The organism is Xanthomonas dyei, assembly GCF_002939865.1.
GTDB classification, from domain to species: Bacteria; Pseudomonadota; Gammaproteobacteria; order Xanthomonadales; family Xanthomonadaceae; genus Xanthomonas; species Xanthomonas dyei.
In genome coordinates, this window is record NZ_MDEE01000035.1 from 1 (window position 1) to 22075 (window position 22075).

At 63.6% G+C, this 22075-nt stretch carries 22 protein-coding genes, 2 other RNA genes and 3 pseudogenes; 10 read left to right on the forward strand and 17 right to left on the reverse strand.

Going from position 1 to position 22075, the window contains the following annotated elements:
* Positions 1-303: 303 nt before the first annotated feature.
* Together XdyCFBP7245_RS18250 and XdyCFBP7245_RS18255 are read right to left on the reverse strand one after the other, a co-directional pair.
* On the reverse strand, positions 304-561 hold the full coding sequence (locus tag XdyCFBP7245_RS18250) for a KGG domain-containing protein (RefSeq protein ID WP_005990975.1): 258 nt from the start codon (positions 559-561) through the stop codon (positions 304-306).
* 511 nt (positions 562-1072) lie between these two features.
* Positions 1073-1288: pseudogene (locus XdyCFBP7245_RS18255) on the reverse strand (response regulator); the annotation flags it as partial.
* Positions 1289-1371: 83 nt separating this feature from the next.
* Here XdyCFBP7245_RS18255 and XdyCFBP7245_RS18260 point away from each other — a divergent pair.
* Entirely contained in the window at positions 1372-2376 is a 1005-nt protein-coding gene (locus tag XdyCFBP7245_RS18260; protein WP_104616946.1) for an NAD(P)-dependent oxidoreductase, read from the forward strand.
* Positions 2377-2642: 266 nt separating this feature from the next.
* Here XdyCFBP7245_RS18260 and XdyCFBP7245_RS18265 read toward each other — a convergent pair whose 3' ends face one another.
* Genes XdyCFBP7245_RS18265 through XdyCFBP7245_RS18275 form a run of 3 tightly spaced genes read right to left on the reverse strand, consistent with a single transcriptional unit; the run spans position 2643 to position 4846 of the window.
* Positions 2643-3005, reverse strand: coding sequence for a hypothetical protein (locus XdyCFBP7245_RS18265; RefSeq protein WP_104616912.1), 363 nt, complete (start codon positions 3003-3005; stop codon positions 2643-2645).
* Positions 2989-3558: a molybdenum cofactor guanylyltransferase gene (locus XdyCFBP7245_RS18270; protein ID WP_104616913.1), complete on the reverse strand. Its 570-nt coding sequence runs from the start codon at positions 3556-3558 to the stop codon at positions 2989-2991. Before XdyCFBP7245_RS18270 ends, XdyCFBP7245_RS18265 begins: the two co-directional genes overlap by 17 nt.
* A gap of 34 nt (positions 3559-3592) precedes the next feature.
* Entirely contained in the window at positions 3593-4846 is a 1254-nt protein-coding gene (locus XdyCFBP7245_RS18275) for a molybdopterin molybdotransferase MoeA (RefSeq protein WP_104616914.1), read from the reverse strand.
* A 195-nt stretch (positions 4847-5041) separates the two neighbouring features.
* Here XdyCFBP7245_RS18275 and XdyCFBP7245_RS18280 point away from each other — a divergent pair.
* A non-coding RNA gene (locus tag XdyCFBP7245_RS18280) (sX9 sRNA) lies at positions 5042-5118 on the forward strand.
* Between the two features lie 170 nt (positions 5119-5288).
* On the opposite strand, the pseudogene XdyCFBP7245_RS24940 reads toward XdyCFBP7245_RS18280, so the two are convergent.
* The 5 genes and pseudogenes from XdyCFBP7245_RS24940 to XdyCFBP7245_RS18310 form a co-directional block, all read right to left on the reverse strand.
* A pseudogene (locus XdyCFBP7245_RS24940) lies at positions 5289-5458 on the reverse strand (integrase core domain-containing protein).
* Positions 5416-5883: a DDE-type integrase/transposase/recombinase gene (locus tag XdyCFBP7245_RS18295; protein WP_342352098.1), complete on the reverse strand. Its 468-nt coding sequence runs from the start codon at positions 5881-5883 to the stop codon at positions 5416-5418. The pseudogene XdyCFBP7245_RS24940 and the gene XdyCFBP7245_RS18295 overlap by 43 nt, the downstream one beginning before the upstream one ends.
* A gap of 15 nt (positions 5884-5898) precedes the next feature.
* Positions 5899-6627, reverse strand: a complete 729-nt coding sequence (locus tag XdyCFBP7245_RS18300) for a carboxymuconolactone decarboxylase family protein (protein ID WP_104616917.1) — start codon at positions 6625-6627, stop codon at positions 5899-5901.
* A gap of 56 nt (positions 6628-6683) precedes the next feature.
* A complete protein-coding gene (locus XdyCFBP7245_RS18305; RefSeq protein ID WP_104616918.1) occupies positions 6684-7742 on the reverse strand; it encodes an NAD(P)-dependent alcohol dehydrogenase in 1059 nt (352 codons plus the stop codon).
* Positions 7743-7761: 19 nt separating this feature from the next.
* Positions 7762-8319 (reverse strand): flavodoxin family protein, encoded by a 558-nt coding sequence (locus tag XdyCFBP7245_RS18310; protein WP_104616919.1) that lies wholly within the window; start codon positions 8317-8319, stop codon positions 7762-7764.
* 149 nt (positions 8320-8468) lie between these two features.
* Here XdyCFBP7245_RS18310 and XdyCFBP7245_RS18315 point away from each other — a divergent pair, with 149 nt between their 5' ends.
* The gene (locus XdyCFBP7245_RS18315) at positions 8469-9425 is read left to right on the forward strand and encodes a LysR family transcriptional regulator (RefSeq protein ID WP_104616920.1); all 957 of its coding nucleotides are present in this window, start codon (positions 8469-8471) and stop codon (positions 9423-9425) included.
* Between the two features lie 9 nt (positions 9426-9434).
* Here the strand turns inward: XdyCFBP7245_RS18315 and XdyCFBP7245_RS18320 are convergent, their stop codons facing one another.
* Both XdyCFBP7245_RS18320 and XdyCFBP7245_RS18325 read right to left on the reverse strand, forming a co-directional pair.
* The gene (locus tag XdyCFBP7245_RS18320) at positions 9435-10652 is read right to left on the reverse strand and encodes an arabinose transporter (protein ID WP_104616921.1); all 1218 of its coding nucleotides are present in this window, start codon (positions 10650-10652) and stop codon (positions 9435-9437) included.
* A 108-nt stretch (positions 10653-10760) separates the two neighbouring features.
* The gene (locus XdyCFBP7245_RS18325) at positions 10761-11675 is read right to left on the reverse strand and encodes a LysR family transcriptional regulator (RefSeq protein ID WP_104616922.1); all 915 of its coding nucleotides are present in this window, start codon (positions 11673-11675) and stop codon (positions 10761-10763) included.
* Positions 11676-11860: 185 nt separating this feature from the next.
* Here XdyCFBP7245_RS18325 and XdyCFBP7245_RS18330 point away from each other — a divergent pair, with 185 nt between their 5' ends.
* The 5 genes from XdyCFBP7245_RS18330 (at position 11861) to XdyCFBP7245_RS18350 (ending at position 14979) form a co-directional block, all read left to right on the forward strand.
* Positions 11861-12421: a hypothetical protein gene (locus XdyCFBP7245_RS18330; protein ID WP_104616948.1), complete on the forward strand. Its 561-nt coding sequence runs from the start codon at positions 11861-11863 to the stop codon at positions 12419-12421.
* Positions 12422-12489: 68 nt separating this feature from the next.
* Positions 12490-12984 carry a hypothetical protein gene (locus XdyCFBP7245_RS18335; protein WP_104616923.1) on the forward strand — a complete coding sequence of 165 codons (495 nt, stop codon included), beginning with the start codon at positions 12490-12492 and terminating at the stop codon, positions 12982-12984.
* Between the two features lie 310 nt (positions 12985-13294).
* On the forward strand, positions 13295-13534 hold the full coding sequence (locus XdyCFBP7245_RS18340; RefSeq protein WP_104616924.1) for a hypothetical protein: 240 nt from the start codon (positions 13295-13297) through the stop codon (positions 13532-13534).
* A 36-nt stretch (positions 13535-13570) separates the two neighbouring features.
* Positions 13571-13768, forward strand: a complete 198-nt coding sequence (locus XdyCFBP7245_RS18345) for a Rossmann-fold NAD(P)-binding domain-containing protein (protein ID WP_211287740.1) — start codon at positions 13571-13573, stop codon at positions 13766-13768.
* Positions 13769-13929: 161 nt separating this feature from the next.
* On the forward strand, positions 13930-14979 hold the full coding sequence (locus XdyCFBP7245_RS18350) for an NAD(P)-dependent alcohol dehydrogenase (protein ID WP_104616926.1): 1050 nt from the start codon (positions 13930-13932) through the stop codon (positions 14977-14979).
* 188 nt (positions 14980-15167) lie between these two features.
* On the opposite strand, the pseudogene XdyCFBP7245_RS18360 reads toward XdyCFBP7245_RS18350, so the two are convergent.
* A pseudogene (locus XdyCFBP7245_RS18360) lies at positions 15168-15311 on the reverse strand (transposase); the annotation flags it as partial.
* 545 nt (positions 15312-15856) lie between these two features.
* Between XdyCFBP7245_RS18360 and moeB the strand changes: the two are divergent.
* Together moeB and XdyCFBP7245_RS18370 are read left to right on the forward strand one after the other, a co-directional pair.
* Positions 15857-16999, forward strand: coding sequence for a molybdopterin-synthase adenylyltransferase MoeB (gene moeB / locus XdyCFBP7245_RS18365; RefSeq protein WP_104616927.1), 1143 nt, complete (start codon positions 15857-15859; stop codon positions 16997-16999).
* A 301-nt stretch (positions 17000-17300) separates the two neighbouring features.
* Positions 17301-17382: non-coding RNA, sX9 sRNA (locus tag XdyCFBP7245_RS18370), on the forward strand.
* 16 nt (positions 17383-17398) lie between these two features.
* Here XdyCFBP7245_RS18370 and XdyCFBP7245_RS18375 read toward each other — a convergent pair.
* The 4 genes from XdyCFBP7245_RS18375 to XdyCFBP7245_RS18390 all read right to left on the reverse strand — a co-directional run bounded on the left by XdyCFBP7245_RS18375 (position 17399) and on the right by XdyCFBP7245_RS18390 (position 22046).
* Positions 17399-18619, reverse strand: coding sequence for a molybdopterin molybdotransferase MoeA (locus tag XdyCFBP7245_RS18375; RefSeq protein WP_104616928.1), 1221 nt, complete (start codon positions 18617-18619; stop codon positions 17399-17401).
* Positions 18620-18782: 163 nt separating this feature from the next.
* Positions 18783-20180, reverse strand: coding sequence for a ribosome biogenesis GTPase Der (gene der, locus XdyCFBP7245_RS18380; protein WP_055854351.1), 1398 nt, complete (start codon positions 20178-20180; stop codon positions 18783-18785).
* Between the two features lie 10 nt (positions 20181-20190).
* Positions 20191-21408, reverse strand: coding sequence for an outer membrane protein assembly factor BamB (bamB, locus tag XdyCFBP7245_RS18385; RefSeq protein ID WP_170068707.1), 1218 nt, complete (start codon positions 21406-21408; stop codon positions 20191-20193).
* On the reverse strand, positions 21408-22046 hold the full coding sequence (locus XdyCFBP7245_RS18390) for a YfgM family protein (protein ID WP_104616930.1): 639 nt from the start codon (positions 22044-22046) through the stop codon (positions 21408-21410). Before XdyCFBP7245_RS18390 ends, bamB begins: the two co-directional genes overlap by 1 nt.
* Positions 22047-22075: the final 29 nt, after the last annotated feature.

The following is a 22075-nucleotide window of genomic DNA, read 5'->3' on the forward strand; positions in this document are numbered from 1 at the left end:
AGCGTCGCCGAACGTCAGTTGCATGGATGATTCCTCAACACGAGGCGGGTAGTGTCGCGCATCTGCCGTGCTTTGTTCAGAGGTTCCTTAGGAATGCGTTGTGCTTCAAACAGTTATGGGCCCAGTCGTGCAGATTCCTTACCAGTCGCCTCCACCGAGGTCATCCAGGTGCAATCGATTGCTGGTTGGCGCACGCAGTTGGCGGGGCGTATGCCTGAAAAACAGCAGGCCCTGCGCCATCACAGCGCAGAGCCTGCGTCCCCTGAATCACTGACGGCACACTATTGCGTGCCGTGCCGTTGATTACGCGGATTCTTCCTGCGGCTTGGCCTGCTTGGACCGCCCGCCCTTGCTGCCGATGCGCGACATATGATCGCGGTCGCGGCTCACTGCCTGGCCACCCTTCCGACCTGCTTCGCGTGCCTCGTCGCTGGTGAATTCGTGTGCGTTGCCGCTGGCGTGCGCAGCTTTGCCACCGCTACTGGCCAACACGCGACGCTTCTCCGGGTCCAACGCGGCGAAGCCGCGCCGGCTACGAGTACTGTTCTGTCCGTCTTCCACTGTGCCTCCTCTCGATGCATCGGGTACGTCATTCGGTGAGGGGCTTAACGCAACATTCGTGCCAACCCTAAACACAGGCCAAATGGTGGCAAACGAACACATGCAGGAAAAAACAGCTGCGCTCGCTGCGCAAATCTTGCACACCTTGCTTGCAGGAAATGCCGTCTCGCATCGTGAGATAGATAGCGCTACCAGTGAGAGCGCCATGGCTGTCCAAGACTTGTCGTCCACCTCGTGGCATGCACCCATACATCTTTGGGGAACGGCATTGTCTGCGGGGTGCACATTTCGTAGCGATGTACTCGGTGCTGCACCCCGCCGTACCGGGTGGCTGGCGCATGCACAGGATGCGCCGACAGCACGCAGCGCCATTGCTTGATGCGGCCCACCCGCAGGATCGTCTTGAATGCATCGCAGGTACTGGCTTCAAGCCACCGCCGCGCGGCCGACGCCCGTGGTGTGTGCCGCATCCGAGCCGTGTGACCGGTCGATCAGCGATCGCCACCAGAAGCGGCGCATGCGCATGCAGCATCGACACGTGCTCCAGCGTATCGCGCAAAGGCGAATCTACGTCGATCACCACCATATCCGGCTGCTGGCTCTGCACCGCATGCAGCAATGCACTTACCGATGCCACATCGTCGAGCACCGTGTAGCCGGCGCGCGTCAGCGCCTGGCGCAGTTCGCCAATGGGCTTTTCGGTATCGTTGACCAGCAAAACACGCATTGGCGGCAGCGAGGCGTGTGGACGTGGCCCGCTGGTGCCATGCAACATGCCGTCGGTGCGAGTCATCTTTCGGAGTGAACCTGATGCCGTTGTTCCCGTTGTTCGCAAATCTGCAGGGGCGTGCCGTGCTGGTGATCGGCGGTGGCGAGGTCGCCACGCGCAAGGTGCTCGCGCTGCTCAAGGCAGGCGCGCAGATCCGACTGTATGCGCACGCGCTGTCGCCCGAGCTTGCGGAGTTGATGCAGGCCGGGCGCTTCGAGCAGCTGGGCGGCGAGTTCGATCCGGCATGGATCGACACGGTGTGGCTGGTGGTCGCGGCCACCGACGACACCGACTTGAATCAACGCGTCGGTGCGGCCGCGGGGGCGCGTCAGCGGCTGGTCAACGTGGTGGACGATGCCGAGCTGTCGACGTACCAGGTGCCGGCGATCGTGGATCGCGACCCGCTGGTCATCGCCATTTCATCGGCCGGTGCGGCGCCGATGCTGGCACGCTGGCTGCGCGAGCGGCTCGAGCGCGAGCTGGATGCATCGGTGGGTCGCTTCGCTGGTTTGTTTGCGCGCTATCGCGAGCGTATCCGCAGCCAGTTTCCCGATATGAACCGGCGCAGGCGTTGGTTCGATCGCGTGATCGATGGGCAGGTGCCGTTGCTGCTGCAGGCCGGCGACGATGCCGCAGCCGACGCTGCGTTCAACGCGGCATTGAACGATGCTGATACCGTCCCGGCGCGTGGCAGCGTGCAGCTGGTCGGCACCGGCCCCGGCGATCCGGGACTGCTGACGTTGAAGGCCTTGCGTGCGATGAATCTGGCCGATGTGCTGTTGGTTGGCGCGGACGTGCCGGACGCGATCCTCGAACTGGCGCGCCGCGACGCCTCGCGGCGCGCCCTACCGCCCGAGCCGCAGGCACAACATGCGCTGCTGCTGAAACTGGCAAGCCAAGGCCTGCATGTGGTCGTGCTGCGCAGCGGCACCGGCTACTGCGCTATGGCAGCGGCCCCGATCGAAGCCGCACTGCAGGAACGCGGACTGGCCTGCGAGCGCGTACCTGGCATTTGCACCGAACGGTGCAAGCGGCTCACGCCCTGACTGAGCGCGGCTAACAGAAACGACTACGCACCTACCAAGCGGGCACGATCGGTGCTCTGAGTGCGTGTGTATCGCCAATGCACTCAGCTTCCTGTGGGCCGTCCCCACCCGCCTGACGACGACTCGCTACATTTTAGCTGCTCTGATTCACAAGCAGACTGCAGCCGGGGCGGTGCTGGCCAGACCGCAGGACGAGCGCTTACCGCATTCCATCCCTGTGTCGGCCCATCACGCGCATGCAGCAAAGGCGCATCTAAGAAGTCAACTCACTGCTTCGGAAACCGCTTGCGCGCACTGTCGCGCACATCGATATCGAAGGTTACGTGCAGCGCCATGTGTTCTGCATGCCCGGCGCCCGCATCGAAACTGAAGCTCAATCCGTCGCGGCTCGGAAGCTGGCGGGCGTGGTATTCCAGCGCGTCGCGCGGCACCAGCAATTGCCAGTGATCGGTGGCGCAATTGCACGCAGCGTGACCGCCGGTCAGGCTGACGCTATGCCGCACTAGCCGCGCGCCCTGCCCGCTTGGAAGGCGGCTGAGATTGTCGACGCTGCGCCCGGCAAGCAAAGCAGCCAGTTCGTCTTCGTCGATACGGAACCGCACCTGCTGACCTTCAATCTGGATTTTCATGAATGAGCTGACTCCACTGCTCGGGCGTATTGCAATTGACGAACGCGGCGCGTTCGCTGTCTGTGACAGTCACGCGATGGCACTGCAGTGAACGCTGCAGGACGCGCAGCGAGCGTGACGCTGCAGCACCATGCATCAACGTCGACAACGCTTCACGCACGGTGGCATCGATGCATAGCCGCATCGGCAACATCTGCTCATCGAAGGCGACACAGCGCTGCTGCGCGGGTGCCAGCAACCGCGCGATCAACTGCGTGGAAAGCAGCGGCATATCCACCGGCACCACCACCAGCGTGGTCAGATCGGCGACCTGATCGATCACGCTGACCAAACCACCGAGCGGCCCCAGATCCGGCTGCGCGTCGGCGATGCCATCATAGTCCGGGCGCTGGCCGCTGATCAGTACATCCTGCGCACCCGCATCGCGTAGCAGCGCCTGCATCTGCGCAATCAATGGACGCCCTCGCCAAGGCAGCATGGCCTTGTCCTGCCCCATCCGCGACGAGCGGCCGCCGGCCAGCACCACGCCAGTCCATGGAGATGCGGCGCTCATGCCGTGCACACGCCTGTGTGGCCCGCGTAGCGGTTCATGCCATCAACACCGGGGCTGCCGGTTGCAGATGGCCCAATCCGAACACGTCCGCCGTCATGCATGGCGCATCAGCAGCGTCTTGCGGCTCCAGCACGGCCCACACATTGGCCTGCAGCAACGGCGCTACCCGGAACGATTCCTGCTGCGGCAGGATCTGCACACGCAGCGCGCCCAGCGCGTTGCAATACAAGCGCGCACGCAGATGTTGGCGCCAGATCGGCCGCGCTTGCAGCGGCGTCTCCAAGGTCACGCGCAGGCTGCGCTCGGCTGGCATGCCCAATAATCCGCGCAACGCCGGTTCGACAAAAAAACGTAGCCCGGCCGCGCTTGCCATGGGATTGCCCGGCAGGCCGACATACAACACGCCGTCGGCAAACCGTGCCAGCAACACCGGCTTGCCCGGTCGTACCGCGACCTTGTGAAACAGCAGACGCGCTGCGTGCCGTGCCAATGCATCGGGGACAAAATCATAGCGACCGCGCGACACCGCACCGGTACTCAGGACCACATCGGCGCCAGCGTTGCGCGCCTGTGCAAGTGCGGCGTCGAACGCCGCATCGTCGTCACCGACCTGCCCTTGCCACACCAACTCTGCGCCCGCTGCGTGCACCTGGCTGCGCAGATAGCTGCTGGTGCCATCGCGGATCTGTCCGGGTTGCAGCGGTTGCGTGGGGTCGCTGATCAACTCGCGGCCGGTCGCGATCAGCGCAACCCGTGGTCGCCGCATGACCTGAACTTGCGCGCATCCCAGACCGGCCAGCACCATCAAATGCGCACCACGCAACACAGTCCCCGCTGCGATCACGACATCATGCAGGCGCACATCTTCCCCACGGCGGCGGATGTGCTGCCCCGCACGCACATCGGCACGCAGACGGATACGGCTGGGCCGTGCGTCATGCTGCGCAAGCACTTCCACCTGCTCGATCGGCACCACTGCATCGGCGTCCGCAGGCACCCCGGCGCCGGTCATGATCTCCCACGCCGCACCCGGCTCCGCCGCATCCGCATCGATCCCTGCTGCAACAGTGCCAGCCACCACATGCTCGCTGCCTGCTGCCGCACCAAGCCCGCGTGTGGCGATGGCAAACCCATCCATGGCGCTGTTATCGAACGGAGGCAACTCGGCCGGGCTCGACAACGCCCGTGCAAGCACACGGCCTTCGGCATCGGTGCTATCCACCCATTCGCTGGCCAGCGTGGCGACCTGTTGATGCACGATGGCAAGTGCTTGGGCGTAGCTGATCATGAGCAATGCATTGCCGACCGATAAATGACCTGGCTAGGATACCGGCCTGCAGTGTGGCCGGTACAGCGCCGCTCGTCGCGTCACCGCGACGCCGTCAGTGGATCAAGCATCGTCGTCTGGGTCGTATCGACTAAGAGCAGCTAACAAACCTACTGTGCAGCCGCAAGGTGGGCGCGGCCGGTGCTCGGAATCAGCATGGACCACTCGTACACTCCGGTTCCTGCGTGCCTTCCAGACTCACCTGACGACTGCTTGCTACGTCTTTGTTAGCCGCGATTAGCAACGCCAAGAGCTTTGGAGCTTTGGAGCATCCGACGTCCCCCCGCCCTAAGTAGTGATCGGTTTTAGAGTCCGGAGTTGATGTGACCCACCCTCGATTCCAGGGCCATTAGCTAGTAGAGGTTTCGGCCTGATTTGGCTCCTGGGAATTCGCTTGGGACCCTTAATTTGGGGCGATTTCTTCAGGGGTTTTCCATGCCAATGCACTGTGGGGACGTTCCTCGTTGTAGAAGCGCCGCCACGCTTCAATTTTGCTCAGTGCATCTGCCACGGACAGAACCAGTGCTCGTTTAGGCACTCCTGCCGCGGCCGGCCATTGAAGCTTTCCACCATGGCGTTATCCGTCGGCGTCCCGCGTCGAGAAACGTCCAGCTCGACGCCGTTTTCGTAGGCCCGCGGTACATCACTTTGCCGGCAAACCCGCTGCCGTTATCGACCTTGATCGCGGCCGGCTTGCCGCGTTGGGCGACCAAGCGCGTCACCGCCTCGGCCACATCGTCAGCGCGCATGGACTGGTCTGCAACGATATCCAAGCACTCATGCGTAAATTGGTCCAGCACCGGCAACAGCCGAAAGCGACCGCCGTCGAACAACGCATCACTGACAAAACCCATGCCCCATAGAGCGTTGGGCGCTGCCGCGATCTTGATCGGTTGCCGGCGAAGGCTGCTGCGGCTGCGCCGCGGCCGACAATGCCGCAGTGACAGGCCTTCTTTTTTGTAGATGCGATGGATCCCCCCATCTCTCTCGGGAAGAATGAGGCAGTTCTGGTTTCACACTGATCGGCGAATTTCGTAGTACCGCGTCAAGACCCCTGCTGCTTGAATCGCGTTGCCCCATCCGCTGTAGAAAGCGACATGGGCCAGTAGCTCACCGACCTCCTGCTCGGTCACTCCGAGGGTCAGCGCGTGTGCCAGGTAGGTCGGCAGCGACGCCAACTGCCCTTGGGCGGCAAAAGAGGCGATCATCGCCAGCGAACGGTCACGCGCTGCCAAGCCCGGACGACGCCAGACTTCGCCATGCAGCGGTTCTTCGGTGAAGTGCCTCAGTGCCTCGGAAGCCGGTGCGACGTTGGCCGCCAGGAACGCAGTGCGCTCAGCCGCGTCGGGCAAGACATCTTCCGTCGCCAGCAGCGTGGGCGAAGTACCTGGCAACTGATAGACGCCGATACCGCGCTCATCGAAGATGCCCTTGAGCACGCCGATCGCCCCGAATGCGTAGGCAAAGCTGGCATAGAACGCCAGGTGTGCGAGAAGCTCGGACAGTTCGGCTGGCTCAAGGCCACTGTCCAGCGCCTTGTTCATGTAGTGGGGATAGGCGCCGCCGGCGTTGCGCGACACCAGGATCGCGACCGTGACGAGGGCGCGTTCCCGTGGCGCAAGATCCGGCCGGCTCCAGAGTTCATCGACGATTCGATCCTTGGTGTAGGGCAATAGGACCGAGGCGACGGCACCGATCATCCGAAACAGTGGATCGGTTTGTTGGACGTCAGGGTTGCTCATGTTTCGTGCCTCTTCTTGCCAGGGCCTGTGCCGCGGCACAGGCCGTCGTGTTCATCTCACGCCTTCTTTGGCTGTAGCGATGCCATGTCGATGACGAACCGATACTTCACATCGCTCTTGAGCATGCGCTCGTAGGCTTCGTTGATCTGCTGGATCGAGATCACCTCGACGTCCGAGACGAGGTTGTGCTTGCCGCAGAAATCGAGCATTTCCTGGGTCGCCGCGACCCCGCCGATGAAAGAGCCGGCGATGGCCTTGCGGCCGAACACCAATGCCCCGTCCGCCACCGGCTCGTTCAGCGGCCCCATGTAGCCCACCAGTACCAGCGTGCCGTTGAAGGTCAGTGTCGGCAGGTACGGGTTGACGTCGTGCTCGTAGGGAACGGTATCCACGATGAGGTCGAACTGGCCGGCGACGGCCGCCATCTGCTGCAAATCGCTGGACAGCACCACGTGATCGGCACCCAGGCGGCGCGCATCTTCTTCCTTGCCAGGCGAACGGGTGAACAGCGTGACCTCGGCGCCGAGAGCCTTGGCCAGCTTCAGGGCCATGTGGCCCAGCCCGCCCAGGCCGACGACGGCGACCTTCTTGCCGGGACCCGCGCCCCACTGGTGCAGCGGCTCCCAGGTGGTGATGCCGGCGCACAGCAGCGGCGCCGCGCCGGCCATGTCCAGTCCGTCCGGGATGCGCAGGACGAACTTTTCGGACACGACCATCTGCTTCGAGTAGCCGCCGAAAGTCGGCAGGTGGTCGTGGCGGTCGGTGCCGTTGTAGGTGAACACGGCGCCTTCCATGCAGTGCTGCTCGTAGCCGTGCTGGCACGGATTGCAATGCTGGCAGGAATCGACCATGCAGCCGACGCCGATGGTGTCGCCGACCTTGAAGCGGGTCACGGCGCTGCCGACTTGCCTGACCCGCCCGATGATTTCGTGCCCGGGCACGACCGGATAGCGCGTGTAGCCGCCGTGGTTGCGCGCGATGTGCAGGTCGGTGTGGCAAACGCCGCAATACAGGACGTCAAGCACGACGTCATCGGGCCGCGGTTCGCGTCGCTCGAACTGGAACGGGGTCAGCGCGTCGGTCGCGGATTGTGCTGCATATCCCAAGGTGTTCATGGTGAAGTCCTCTCTGGTGTCAGCTGCGTCCGGCGACGAACTGTTGGGTTAGCTCGGCGACGCGCTTGCCCAGGTGCCGGGCCGTGTCCAGGTCGCTCCTGATGGGGGACAGATCCGGCGATTCGTCCTTGGAGAACGCCATCGCGCCTAGCCAGCCGCCAACGCGGTTAAGCTCGTCGTCGCTCTTGCCCGGGAACAGGTCCAGGCCGACCCAGACCATGCCGTGCTGGGCCGCGAACAGCGCCAGGGTGACGAGCGAATTGAGCTTGTCGCCGTGCATCGAGCCGGAGTTGGTGAAGCCGGCAGCGATCTTGTTGCGCCAGGTCTGCGGCACCCAGGCGGTCCGGGTCGAGTCCTCCATGAACTTCTTGAAACGCGCGCTGATGGTGCCGTTGTAGGTGGGCGAGCCGAAGACGATGGCGTCGCTGGCAGCCAGTGCCTCCCAATCGATCGGGCCGTCGGCCACGGCCAGCAGGCGGGCCTCGGTGCCGGGAACGCTGAGGACACCTTCGGCGATGGCTTCGGCCTGCTTCTTGGTGTGGCCGGTGCCACTGTCGTAGATGATGCAAACAGACATGGGATCTCTCCTTTTCAGAATCTGGTTTGCATGGTGCCGATCCTTACAATTAACTAGAAGTAGATAGTTGGTTGTTTTACTCTCAATATTAAGTTGACAATTGATGAAGTCCGCCACCGCTAGGATGGTCGGCCGCTCGGGGAGAACACATGGATTCATCACATCGGGTCAGAGCGATCCTTTCGTTCGTCCAGGCGGTGGATACCGGCAGCTTTGCGGCGGCCGCGCGCGTGCTGGGGGTGACATCCGCCGCCGTCAGCAAGAACGTCGCCAGCCTGGAAGCCGCACTGGGGGTTCGTCTGCTGAATCGCACGACGCGAACCCTCAACCTCACGGATGAAGGCAATGTGTTTCTTCGGCAGGCACGGGTCGCCCTCGAAGCACTCGATGCCGCGGTCGATGCTGTCGCGGCCCAGCGCGCCGAACCGAATGGCCGGGTGCGCATCTCGACCAGCGCCGCATTCGGTAGAGAGCAGTTGATGCCCATCCTCCCTGGCCTCCTGGCGCGCTACCCTGGGCTGTCGATTGCGGTGGATTTCGACGACCGCGTGGTGGATCTGGTTCGTGACGGCTATGACCTGGGCCTGCGGGGTGGCCACATCCGGGACTCAGCGCTGGTATCGCGTCCGGTGTGTCACCTCAATACGGTGCTGGTCGCATCGACCGACTACCTCGCTCGCCAAGGCCTGCCGCGCACGGTCGAGGACTTGCGTCAACACCGACTGGTTGCTCGGCGCTTCCTGAGCGGCGCGGTCGATGCCTGGAGTTTTCAAGCTTCCGACGGCAGCATCACCACGCTCGATCCGACGGACTCGGCGGTCTTGACGCTCTCCGCACCGGAGACCCTGGTCGAGGCCGCATGCGATGGCATTGGCGTGGCCCAGGTCGCCGTCCATCTTGCCTGGGAGCATTTCGTGTCCGGCAGATTGAAGGTCGTACTGCATCGGCAACATCATCCGGGGAGCTATGAGATGGTGATCCAGTACCCGCATCGCGCGCTGATCGCTCCTCGCGTGCGGGTCGTCGTGGATTACCTGCTTGAAGCATTTGCCGGCAACAGCACATTGCATGTGCCGCTGGATATTCTGGCTGAGTACGCAGGCTGACCTGGCCCCTCAATGGCACTTGCTTGTCGGTGTACATGCGAGATCCGGCGTGATCCTGCGGGCCGGATGTGAACCGAGCCACGCCGCAATCGGCACGGCGCAAAGCGCGAGCAGCGCGGTGATGAGGAAAATCTGCTGCAGTCCGATCACATTGGCGAGCAGCCCAAGAAGCGGCGCGAACAGGCCAAGCGCCAGGTCGATGAAGGCCGTATAGGCGCCCATGGCGAGGCCGCGCGCCTCGGCCGGCGCCCTTGCAACGGCCTCCATGCCGAGACTCGGGTACACCAGTGCGTACCCGAAGCCTGCGATGGCAGACCCGAGAAAGGCAAGCCACGCATAAGGGGAAAGCCAGATGAGGGCCAGCCCCGCGCTATGGATGACGATGAAGATCATCGCGGTTCGCGCGCCGCCCAGGCGATCCGGCAAGGGGCCGAAGAAGACACGCGCCACCATCAGGGCGACGGCAAAGGCTGTGAAGGACAGCCAAGCGGGTTGCCAGCCCTTCTGTACGAACAGCAGCACGGCAAATGCAGTCATGATGCCGTAGCCCACACTGGAGAAAGCCATCGCCAGCCCAGGTATCCAAACCGCCTTGAGAACCTGCCTGGTGGACTTGGGACACTTTGGCGCGGGTTGGACGGCGGGAATGAAGACGATCATCAGCCAAGTGGCCATGGCACCGGCAAGCGTTGCCCAGCCGATCGACGCAAAGCCGAAGGTCGTATACAGCATGCTCCCCAGCGGCGCGCCCAAGGCCAGAGCGACGAACATCGCCGTGCCGATCCACGCGATCATCTTGCCGACGTTGCCGGGACCTGCGAGCGACAGGCACCAGCTCTGCGCGCCAATCATGATGAAGCTCTCAGCGCCTCCGAGCGCCAGTCGGCCGGCTAACAGGATCATGATCGACAACATGGGGTTGCCGGCGGCCAGCATCGAGGCGACATAAAGCAATCCGGCGAGCGCCGCAAGCGCGACCCCTGCCACCACAGCAAACTTGGGGCCTCGCCGATCCGAGATCGTGCCAGACCATAGGCGGCAAAGCAGCGCCGCGGCGAACTGCGCGCCCGAGACCAGACCAACGACGAAGGCACTGAAGCCAAGGTCGCCATGGATATGCAGCGGCAATGCGGGCAGTGCTGCGCCCGTAACGAGAAACACGACAAACACGCAGGCCATCAGGGATAACAGCGTGTGATCAATAGATGGACGCGGAAGCTGAAGCATGGTTCTCGGCAGTGTATTTTCGTCAGGGAGCGGCGCGTCACGAGGTGGGCTATGTGGCTCCCGGCAGGAGGGGTCGCCAGATGCCGCACTGGAGCATGCCACGAGGGTTTAACGCCGCTTCGGGCCTGGTTGAGGCGTCACGCGCAGTGCGTTGACCACCAACGAAAAAGCATGCGAAGGCTGACGTCGGCTCGGGTAGTAGAGGTAGTAGCCGGGGAACGGCGGGCACCAGTCGCCCAACACACGTACCAGCCGGCCATCCTCCAGGTGTGGTGCGAATTCTTCTTCCGGCAGGAATGCGAGGCCCAACCCCGCAACGGCCGCCTCAACCATGCTCAGTGATGTGTTGAAGATGAGTTGTCCGTCCACCCGCACATTCAATTGCTGACCCCTGCGCTCAAAGTCCCAGACGTAGAGGCCTCCTGCGGACTGCATGCGCATGTTGATGCAGTTCTGCTTGATCAGGTCGCGTGGCGTCTTGGGGATCGGATGGATCTCGAAGTACGCAGGCGAAGCCACGACGGCCATGCGCAACTGCGTGCCGATCGGCACCGCGATCATGTCCTTGTCGATGGTGTCGCCGAGCCGCACACCCGCGTCGAAGCGGTCGGCCACGATGTCCCGGAATCCGTAGTTGATGTCGAACTCGATCTTGATGTCTGGGTATTGGAGCATCAAGGGAGTGAGCTTGGGTAGCAGCGTAGTCCGAAGGATGTGCTCGCCGCACGTGATGCGCACCGTGCCTGCCGGCTTGTCACGCATCTCCGTCAGTTCATCCAGCTCCGCGTCAATCTCGTCGAAACGGTGGCCGATGGCATTGAGCAGGCGCTCTCCGGCCGCCGTGGGTGACACGCTGCGCGTGGTGCGCGTGAGCAGCCGGATCTCTAGCCGCGCCTCCAGGCCGCTGATGGCCTGGCTGAGTGCCGATTGCGTGACGCCCAGCAGCGAAGCGGCGCGAGTGAAGCTGCCTTCCCGCGCCACCGTCACGAAATACAGGAGATCCTTGAGGTTGCGCTTGACCACGGCAGCAGTTTCCCATGGAGGATTGATTAGTGAAAATAATATGCTATTTAAGATTTAATTAGCTATTCAAGTTGACTTCCGCCCGCCAAAATTCGTGACATGCAAAGCTAAACACGCGTGCCTCTGGATTGGCCAAGACGCACGCTGGCCTCCCGTTGCAACCGATGAAAGTGGAGAGATTGAAGATGGCTAATACCGATCAGAAACACATCCACAAAAATCAAAACGTATCGCGCGGCCGCCGGCGCATGATCCTCGGCGCTGTCGCGCTGGCGGCGGCTTCGCTTCTGCCGGCCCTGCCGGCGTTCGCGCATCACGGGTGGTCCGGCTTCGACACCGACCATCTCATCTATATCGCGGGAACGGTCTCTTCGGATGGTGTGTGGGGCAATCCGCACTCGCTCTTCGATGTCACCCTGGATAGTAATCTGCCCGCTCGCACTCCCAGACTGGCGATTCCAAAGGAGTTGCAAGATCCCGAGGACAGCACCCGAGTCAATGCCGCGCCCTCGTACAAAGGCCCAAACCAGAAACTGGAGATCATCATCGCGCCGCCAACTTGGTCGGGCAGGTGGGGCCTGGGTCGCGCGCTGAAGATCGGGGAGCGTTTTCAGGCGGTCGGCTACATCAATCGAACAGACGGCGGCCTGTTTCGGCCAGTCGTGTTCTGGTACGGGAATGACGCAGTGCCTGTGAATCAGGTGCTAGGTAACACGCTGCCGGTAAGAGCGCCGCTGCCGAAATAAGGCTTCTGCGACAGATGCGCGCGGTTTACGCCACCTACGCCATCACACCCGACGGAATTGAATGAGCTATGCCTGAACTGCTCAACGCGTTGCTGAAGCTGTTGCAGGGCTCTGCGCTCGGCGAGGCGGTGCGCAGCGCCGAATACCTCTATCCCGTGCTTGAGGCCAGCCACATCCTTGGGATCGCGCTCCTTGTCGGCCCAGCCTTTACCTTCGACCTCCGATTACTGGGAGTCGGACACCGCGTCGTATCGGTCACCACGGCTGCGCGCAGTCTGCTTCCCGTCTCCCACATCGGCTTTGCCATCGCCGTTCTCACGGGCGTCGCACTGCTCAGCTCACAGGCGACCGTCGTCGCTGGTACTGGAGCTGCGCCTTGGAAGTTCGGCATGTTGATCCTGGCTTGCACCAACGTGCTCGTGTTCCACTGCGGTATCTACCGCCGCGTCAATGAGTGGACGGATGCCGCCGCGCCCCCTTTCGCCGCCCGCGTCGGGGCAAGCGTGTCATTGATCGCATGGACGGGCGTGACCTTCGCCGGCCGACTTCTGGCCTACACCTGATCTTCGAAGCGCCAGCATCGCCTCCAATCCTCCACCTATTCGCCTCGGCGCAGTGGAGATCGGACTGCTCGCGCTGCAACGCCCCGGGCCGCTGCAGGTCAGGATCGAGCGCATGCCCGACTGACCGTCTCCGCGCCGAGAGCCATCCATCCCCTCATCCACATTCAACTTGAAAGCCATCGAGCATGAGCACGCCAAACATCAATGATCGCGAGACCACAGAAGAGTCCAACGCCCCCCCGGGCGCGGCTTCCTGAAGGCGGCAGGCATTGCGGCTGCGTGCGCGGCGCTGCCGATCGGTGGCGCATCGTTGGCAAATTCGCCCTCGGCACAGACCACGCAGGCCCGTGACAGCAGTGGCCAGTCGTACATCATCTGCAAGCGCAAGCTGGGCAAGCTGAAAGTCTCGGAACTGGGCTTCGGCTGCATGCGCAACAGCCCCGGACACTGTGGCCCGGGCATGGGCCGCGCGATCAGCATCCGCGTGATCCGCGATGCCTACGATCGCGGCATCCGCTTCTTCGACACTGCCGGGGTCTATGACCCCTAAGCGAACGAGGAACTCGTCGCCGAGGCGCTGGGGCCGGTGTGGCTGACCGACGAGCCGACCGAGGTGTTCCAACTGACGCAGAAGAGCGAAGTCTTCAAGCGCACAGAAACCTCGCGCGCGAGCATCGGCCGCTTCTTGGCCGACCTCGTGAAGGACCTGCAACGCTACGCCAACCAGAACCTGGGCATCAGCAAGCCCGACACCGACGGCGAAAGGCTCGCATCGTACAGCTGAGGCCTACCGGATAAATCCACCATCTACGGCAAAGGAAAAAGTCATGAACCAAGCCACCCATGGGAACCATGAATATTCAGCGGCGAACCGCCCTCAAGGGCTTCGTCCAAGGCACGACGCTTGAAGTATCTGAAGGGCTGAGCCAATCAAAGGAAACGCACATGACAATCAAAGCCTACGGCGCCTATGCCGGCGACAAGCCCCTCCAATCCCTGGAGATCGCCCGCCGCGCGGTAGGCGAACACGACGTGCAGATTGGCATCGCCTACTGCGGCGTATGCCACTCCGACCTCCACCAGGTGCGTGCCGAATGGGCGGGCACTGTGTATCCCTGCGTGCCGGGCCACGAGATCGTGGGCCGGGTATCGGCGGTGGGTGTCTATGTAGAGGGCTTCAAGAGCGGCGATCTGGTTGGCATCGGCTGCATCGTCGATAGTTGCAAGCACTGCGCCGACTGCGACGAAGCACTGGAGAACTACTGCGACGGCATGGTCGGCACCTACAACGGCCCCACGCCCGACGCGCCAGGCCACACCCTGGGCGGTTACTCCCAGCAGATCGTCGTGCATGAACACTACGTGCTGCGCGTGAGCCACCCCGAGGCGCAGCTGGCCGCCGTGGCGCCCCTGCTATGCGCCGGCATCACCACCTGGTCGCCGCTGCGCCACTGGAATGCAGGCCCGGGCAAGAAGGTCGGCATTGTGGGCATAGGTGGCCTGGGCCACATGGGTATCAAGCTCGCACACGCCATGGGCGCGCACGTGGTGGCCTTCACTACTTCCGAGTCCAAGCGCGCGGCCGCCAATGCCTTGGGCACCGACGAAGTGGTGGTGTCGCGCAACGCCGAGGAGATGGCGGCGCACGCCAAGAGCTTCGATTTGATCGTCAACACCGTAGCGGCACCACACGACCTCGATCCCTTCCTGGCCCTGCTCAAGCGCGACGGCACCTTGACGCTGGTTGGGGCGCCGGCCTCGCCGCATCCATCGCCCGAAGTGTTCAGCCTGATCTTCAAGCGCCGCGTGATCGCCGGCTCAATGATCGGCGGCATCGCCGAGACCCAGGCGATGCTCGATTTCTGCGCCCAGCACGGGATCGTCTCGGACATCGAAATGATCCGCGCCGATGAAATCAACGAAGCCTACGAACGCCTGCTCAGAGGCGACGTGAAGTACCGCTTCGTGATCGACAACGCTTCATTGGCGGCCTGACTTCCAAGGAGGCAGTCATGAGCGTTACCTACGATTTCACGGGACAGGTCACCCTCGTCACCGGCGCCGGCTCAGGCAGCGGGCTGGATACGGCACGCGCCTTTGCGAAGGCAGCGGGGCCGTGGCCACGCTGGCCGACCTTGAAGAGGCTCCGCTGCTCAAGGCGGTGGACGTCGATCGGCCACCTATGCCGTCGTTACCGTAATGGCGTGTGGCAGACCCTGGGTGTCTACCGCGATATGCCGCTTGATCCCCGACACCTTCTTGCCTGCGTCATCGCCCTTCTGACCCGCCGTGTCCGCGTTCTTCACGCTCTGCGCGTCCAGGATCAAGTAAGACCAAACGGCGTTGACGTTGACGCAATCACGCGCATTTCAGAGATCGGCCACACCGGCTGAGGCGCATCCACCGCATCGCCATGCCTGCACGCTACCGCTGCCTCGGTGAGGCCGATGACAAATGCTCCCATGCAACGTCATAGGCGCGAACGAAAACCAGGGTGCGAAGCCGTGCCGGCAATGCGATCTCGCACCTGACATCTCCACGACCAGGACAGGACGTGGTTGTTGGTCGAAGCTCACCGCCGTTTGGCCGCCTCGCAAAGCAGCGCTGTCTTGTTGAGCTCGTTATTGCACGTCACCTCCAGCCACTTCGTGAGTCTGGGTGCTCTGCCCTGACATGCCCTCCGAAATTATCAGGGCTCCCCACACAGTCTCCGCGCCAACTGCGGGCGGTCGTCGGACGGTCATACGCAAGTCAACGTTGTAAGACGCGCTTGGTGACGGGGCTTAACGGCGGCAGGATCGGCCTGCATGCGTCCAATTCCACAGTCAGCCAACACGCATCAAAACCCCGATATTTGCGCGACAATAGCGCCATGAGCAGCCACGACCTTCCCCCCGCCGACGCGCGCGCGCGCGCCCTGCAAGGCGCCCTGCTGATCGATATCCGGCAACTGCATGAGCGCGCCAGTGGCCAGGCCGAAGGCGCGTTGGCGATTGCCCAACACGATCTTGAAACCGCACCCACCGAGCATTTGCCCGACCATGCACGCGAAATCCTGTTGATCTGCCAGAGCGGCAGACGCTCCGCGCACACGGCAGAGGTCTTGCGTGCACAGGGATACACCCAGGTTGCATCGGTACTGGGCGGGACCACGGCATGGACGAGCCATGGCCTGCCGCTGGTGCGCCCGACCCTGCCGGCGGACGAGCAGGATTTCCTTGAGCGCTATTCGCGGCATTTGCGCTTGCCGCAGGTCGGCCTGCAAGGCCAGCAGCGGCTGGCACGTGCGCGCGTGCTGCTGATCGGCGCTGGCGGGCTGGGCTCGCCGGCTGCGTTTTATCTCGCTGCCGCAGGTGTCGGCCACCTGCGCCTGGCCGACGACGATGTCGTCGATCGCAGCAATCTGCAGCGCCAGATCCTGCACACCGAAGACAGCGTCGGCATTGCCAAGGTCGACTCGGCGGCGCAGCGCATCGGCGCGCTCAATCCGCGCGTACACGTCGAGGCGGTACAGGCACGCGTCGCCGCCGACAACGTGGAAGCGTTGTTGCAGGATGTCGATGTGGTGGTCGATGGCGCCGACAACTTTGTGGCGCGCTATCTGCTCAACGATGCCTGCGTCAAACTCGGCAAGCCGCTGGTGTACGGGGCGGTGCAACAATTCGAAGGTCAGGTGAGCGTATTCGATGCCGGCCGCCATCGCGGGCAGGCGCCCTGCTACCGCTGCCTGTTCCCCGAACCGCCGCCGCCGGAATTCGCGCCCAGCTGCGCGGAAGCCGGCGTGCTCGGCGTCCTGCCCGGGGTGATCGGGCTATTGCAAGCCACCGAAGCGCTCAAGTTGCTGCTCGGCATCGGCGACGGCCTGAGCGGCCGCCTGCTCAGCTTCGATGCGCTATCGATGCGGTTTCGCGAGATCCGTCTGCCGCCAGATCCGCACTGCCCGGTGTGCGCGCCGGGTGTCGCATTTCCCGGCTATGCGGACTACGCGTCTTTTTGCGGCAGCGCAGTCGGTTGAGTGAATCTTTCGAAGCGACATTGCAGGTCTGCAACGTCCGATCAGCGCCCTGATCGCGATAGCGACGCTAATCCGCCGGCGCGACTCGGCGGCCAATCAACGTCGGTTGAAACGCTAGCTCATCGCGCGGATCCGCCTGAAGCTCCTGCGTACCAAGGCTGCTTTTCCAGCACGGAGAAGTGAGCGGCACACGTGCTCCGCGCCGCTTACTTCTTGCCCTCGCGACAGCAGCGTCGCCGCGCAGACGAGTCATTTAGAGCAGCCAGAAAACGACGTTGCAGCCGCCAGACAGGCGCGGCGCATGCTCGGAATCACTCGTACACACGGATTCTGAGCGCGCCGTCTACACACACTTGACGACTGCTCGCCAGGTTTTGTTAGCCGCTCTTGGTCATATGCCTACAGCGCGTACGGAATCACCCGCACGATCTCGCCCGCCTCGAAGCGACGCGCCTGCTCCGGCAAGACGATCAGGGCATTGCTATCGGCCGCGCCACGCAGCAGATGCGAGGCGTCGCCACGATGCGGCTGCGCGCTCAGGCGTCCATCGGCACCACATTCCAATCGGCCGCGCAGGAATTCCAGCCGTTCGTGACGTTTTTCCCAGGGACTGGCCAGCGCGGCGTGCCACACCGGGCGCGGCTCGCTGCGCCCCTGCAGTCCATCCAGCAACGGCACACCGTAGGCGATCAACGTTGCCAGGACCGACACCGGATTACCGGGCAGGCCCAACACCAGGCAGCGGCCGATCTGCCCCAACACCGCCGGCATGCCAGGGCGCATGCGCACGCGCCAGAAATGGATCTGCCCCAGTTCCTGGATCAGTCCCGGCAGGTAATCCTTTTCGCCGGCCGACACACCGCCGCAGGTAATCACCACATCGAAGGCGGCCGCCACATCTTCCAGCATGGTGAGGATGCGCTGCGGATCGTCCGGCAAGGTCGGCCACGCGGTCGGCGCATAGCCCAGCGCCCGCAGCTGCGCCATCAGCATGTCGCGGTTGCTGTTGTAGATCTGGCCGGGGCCGAGCGGCATACCCGGCTCCACCAACTCATCGCCGGTGGCCAGCACCGCGATGGTCGGCCGCGGCGCTACCGCCAGCCGCGACATGCCCAGCGCCGCGGCCAGGCCGATACGTGCGGGAGTCAGCACCTGCCCGGTCTGGATCACCAGATCGCCTGCACGCACATCGCTGCCGGCCAAGCGCACCGATGCACCCGCACTCGGCGCCGACCGGATCGTCACGAAGCCGTCGCGCTCCTCAGTGTCCTCCTTGGGTACCACAGTATCGGCGCCCGCCGGCAGGAGAGCACCGGTGGTGATCCGCAGGCACTGCCCTTCGGCAAGCGTGCCGTCCCAGTGTTCGCCGGCAAACTGCTCGCCGACAAGCTGCAGGCGCGTTTGCGCGCCAGCCAGATCGGCATGCCGCAACGCAAAGCCATCCATCGCACTGTTGGCGAATGGCGGCAACGCCAGTGGCGCAATCAGGTCGGCGGCACAGATGCGACCATCGGCACGCGCGGTGGCAATGGTTTCGTCGGGCGGACGATTGGCACCGGCGACGGCGTGCAGAATCTGCAACGCCTGCGCGTAAGCAATACGGGTGGGATAGTCGTTCATGGCATGAAGGATACCAGCGTGCCATCACTGCTCGGGGCCTACCGCGTAGGCCTGTCATCCAGATGCCGCATGCGGGCGCATTACCCGCCGCTCGCTACCCAACACATGCTGCTGCAATCCATCGATGCCACGGCGCCCAGGCGCCATGGCATACGGCAAAGACTTACTTGCCCTTGACGTGCCGCATCAAACGCCGCTTGCGCGCAACCTGACGGTCCGAAAGCGTGTTCTTCTTGCCCTCGTACGGATTGGCGCCTTCGCGGAAGATGAAACGCACCGGCGTCCCCACCAGTTTGAAGCGCTTGCGGAAGAAGTTTTCCAGATAGCGCTTGTAGGATTCCGGCAGCACCTTCAAGCGCGTGCCGTGCACGATGAAGGTCGGCGGATTTGCGCCACCCGGATGCACATAGCGCAACTTGGACACGTGACCACGAATGCTCGGTGGCGGATTGGTTTCGTAGGCGATTTCCAGCGCCTGATTCACTTCGCTGGTGCTGAACTCATGCGTGGCCGATGCATGCGCACGGTGGATCGCCTGGAACAGCTCGCGCATGCCCGAGCCATGCAGCGCGGAAATCCGCACCGCCTCGGCCCAGCTGACAAAGCCCAGCTTGCGCGACAACAGGTCTTCGGCCTGCGCACGCTGATAGTCGCTCTGCCCATCCCACTTGTTGATCGCCACGACCAGCGCACGGCCAGCGTCCAGGATTGCACCAAGAATGGTCGCGTCCTGATCGGTGACGCCTTCGCCGGCATCGAGCATCAGCACTGCGACCTGGCATTGTTCGATCGCCTGCAGCGTCTTGAACGCGCTGAATTTCTCCACCGCCTCTTCGACCTTGCCCCTGCGACGCAAGCCTGCCGTGTCGATCAAGCGGTATTGGCGACCGTCGCGATCCATATCTACCGCGATCGAATCGCGCGTAGTGCCCGGCACTTCCGAGGCGATCATGCGCTCTTCGCCGAGCAGGCGATTGACCAGCGTCGACTTGCCCACGTTCGGGCGACCGACAAAGGCGATACGCACGCGTGCCGGATCGGTATCCAGCAACTCGCCGGCACCTTCCGCAGGCAGACGCGCACCGACTTCCTCGAGCAACTCGTCGATGCCCTGGCGGTGCGCAGCAGACAGCGCGACCACATCGGAGAAGCCGTAGCGCGCAAATTCCGAGCGCACGGTCTCTTCGTCGGTGCCGTCGATCTTGTTGATGACCAACACGGTCGGCCGCGCAAGCTTGCGCAACCAGGCCAGGATTTCATCGTCCAGCGATGAGGCGCCTTCGCGGCCATCGACCACGAACAGCACCAGATCCGCTTCGCCTGCGGCAGCGCGTGCCTGACGCGCAGTCGCACCGGCCAGACCTTCCTCGTCGCCGGCGATACCACCGGTATCGACAACGATGAAGGGGCGCTCCTCGTCGAGACGGCAGACGCCGTAGTTGCGGTCGCGGGTGACGCCGGGCTGGTCGTGGACCAGCGCGTCACGGGTGCGCGTCAGCGCATTGAAAATGGTGGACTTGCCGACATTGGGCCGTCCAACCAGGGCGACCAGGGGCAGCATCGCAAGGTCCTTATTGTGCCAACCGGAAGGCGGTGAGATCGCCGTCGGTGTTTTGTACCAGCAGAATGCCATCGACGACTATCGGCTGCGCCAGCAGCGTGTCGCGTCCAGCGCGAGCGCGCGCGGCCAGTGCACCATCGCTGAGTTTCAGCCAGTGCAGATACCCTTTGTAATCGCCAACCACCGCGTAATCGCCCTGGATGGCCACGCCGGTCAGCGAGCGACGCGCCAAGGCAGCCTGCGACCACATCGCCGCGCCAGTACTCTTGTCCAGGCCCCACACCGAACCGGCGTTGTCCGAGACCACCACCACCGCCGACGACACACCGACGCCACCGGCGCCGCCGTGATCGCGCGTCCATAGCGGACGGCCGCTCGGGCCCTCCAGGGCGAGGGTTTCGTTCTTGAAGCTGGTGGCGTAGAGCGTAGTGCCGTCTACCACCGGTGCGCCGTCCACGTCGGACATGCGCTCCAGCTCGGTGCGGCCTTCCGGCACGCCAATGGCCTGCTCCCACAACGGGCGACCATCCTGCAGCGCCAGCGCACTCAAGGTGCCGCTATCGTTGCCGACGAACACCACGCCCGGGCCGGTCACGATCGGCGCATTGCCACGGACCGACAGGGTCGGGCCTTCTTCGGCATGAAACCAGCGACGCTCGCCGGTCGCCGCATCGAAGGCGCTGACGCGACCGTCGTTGCTGCGCACCAGTACCAGACTCTGTGCAATGGCAGGCGCGGCGATCACCTCGTTGGGCACCTTGGCGCGCCACTTCTCGGTACCGTCGGCCTGGTTCAACGCAATCACGTCGCCAGACAGCGTCCCGATCACCACCAGGCCTTCGCCAACACCTGGGCCACCGGACAGGCGCTGCTTGAACTTGCGATCGTTACGTTCTTCTTTCTTGGGCTTGTACTCCCACACGCGCTTGCCGGTCTGCAGGTCCAGCGCCTGCACGCCGCCGGTGATCGCTGCGGCATACACCTTGCCATCGGCCACGGCCGGGCGCTGACGCACGCCGATATGGCCTTCACCCTTGCCGATGCCGGTGGACCAGATCTTGTCGACCTTGACCGACGGCTCGAACTTGACCAGCTCGGCAGGTTCCTGCGCCTTCTTGGCAGCAGCATCCTTACCGGCAAACCAGCCCTTGACGGTGCTGCAACCAGCTAACGACATGCCCATCAGGGCGATCAACGCAATGCGCTTGTACATGGTGTCCTGCTTCATCAAATCTGCTCCACCGGATCGGGCGCTTTGCCGCCCACATCCATCAGCTTGGTTTCCAGCAACCGGCGCTGCGGCGAGGCCACATCCACCGTGGTCAATGCCTTGGCGTACAACGCACGCGCTTCGTCGGTCTTGCCCTGCACGACCAGCGCATCGGCGCGGATCTCCAGGCTGGTGTGATCCTGCGCATCGGCCAGAAGCTTGATCGCCTCGTCGGGCTTGCCGCTTTCGGTCAGCACGCGCGCCAGACGCTGCTGCACGATGTGCTTGAGCTCGCCTTGTGCAGGCACGTCGCGTAGCGTCTTGATCGCTTCGGCATTCTTGCCGGCATCGACCTGTGCCTTGGCAAGACGTAGTGCGGCCAACTCGGCGTAGATACCGCCCTTGCCGTCGTCGAGCGCCACGATGTCCTTGGCCGCCTTGTCCAGGTCCTTGCCCTGGATCGACTTCACCACCGCTTCGTAACGCGCGTTGGCTTCAACCAATTCGGTGTTGGTGTGCTTCTGCCACCACTGCCAGCCCAGAATCAGGGCCAGTCCGAGCAGGACGCCCCCCACCAGTCCCGCGCCATTCTTTCTCAACCAGGAACGAACGCGTTCGCCTTGTTCGTGTTCGTCCAGCAGATCGTCGATCGCCATGCGTACTCTCGCTCCGTCGTCCCGGAGGC

Coding starts and splice junctions, on each gene's coding strand:
- XdyCFBP7245_RS18275 (WP_104616914.1), bottom strand. CDS start 4,846: ATGATCAGCTACGCCCAAGCACTTGCCATCGTGCATCAACAGGTCGCC.
- XdyCFBP7245_RS18315 (WP_104616920.1), top strand. CDS start 8,469: ATGGATTCATCACATCGGGTCAGAGCGATCCTTTCGTTCGTCCAGGCG.
- bamB (WP_170068707.1), bottom strand. CDS start 21,408: ATGAAGCAGGACACCATGTACAAGCGCATTGCGTTGATCGCCCTGATG.
- XdyCFBP7245_RS18330 (WP_104616948.1), top strand. CDS start 11,861: ATGGCTAATACCGATCAGAAACACATCCACAAAAATCAAAACGTATCG.
- XdyCFBP7245_RS18320 (WP_104616921.1), bottom strand. CDS start 10,652: ATGCTTCAGCTTCCGCGTCCATCTATTGATCACACGCTGTTATCCCTG.
- XdyCFBP7245_RS18310 (WP_104616919.1), bottom strand. CDS start 8,319: ATGTCTGTTTGCATCATCTACGACAGTGGCACCGGCCACACCAAGAAG.
- XdyCFBP7245_RS18350 (WP_104616926.1), top strand. CDS start 13,930: ATGACAATCAAAGCCTACGGCGCCTATGCCGGCGACAAGCCCCTCCAA.
- XdyCFBP7245_RS18390 (WP_104616930.1), bottom strand. CDS start 22,046: ATGGCGATCGACGATCTGCTGGACGAACACGAACAAGGCGAACGCGTT.
- XdyCFBP7245_RS18305 (WP_104616918.1), bottom strand. CDS start 7,742: ATGAACACCTTGGGATATGCAGCACAATCCGCGACCGACGCGCTGACC.
- XdyCFBP7245_RS18265 (WP_104616912.1), bottom strand. CDS start 3,005: ATGAAAATCCAGATTGAAGGTCAGCAGGTGCGGTTCCGTATCGACGAA.
- XdyCFBP7245_RS18335 (WP_104616923.1), top strand. CDS start 12,490: ATGCCTGAACTGCTCAACGCGTTGCTGAAGCTGTTGCAGGGCTCTGCG.
- XdyCFBP7245_RS18270 (WP_104616913.1), bottom strand. CDS start 3,558: ATGAGCGCCGCATCTCCATGGACTGGCGTGGTGCTGGCCGGCGGCCGC.
- der (WP_055854351.1), bottom strand. CDS start 20,180: ATGCTGCCCCTGGTCGCCCTGGTTGGACGGCCCAATGTCGGCAAGTCC.
- moeB (WP_104616927.1), top strand. CDS start 15,857: ATGAGCAGCCACGACCTTCCCCCCGCCGACGCGCGCGCGCGCGCCCTG.
- XdyCFBP7245_RS18300 (WP_104616917.1), bottom strand. CDS start 6,627: ATGAGCAACCCTGACGTCCAACAAACCGATCCACTGTTTCGGATGATC.
- XdyCFBP7245_RS18260 (WP_104616946.1), top strand. CDS start 1,372: ATGCCGTTGTTCCCGTTGTTCGCAAATCTGCAGGGGCGTGCCGTGCTG.
- XdyCFBP7245_RS18375 (WP_104616928.1), bottom strand. CDS start 18,619: ATGAACGACTATCCCACCCGTATTGCTTACGCGCAGGCGTTGCAGATT.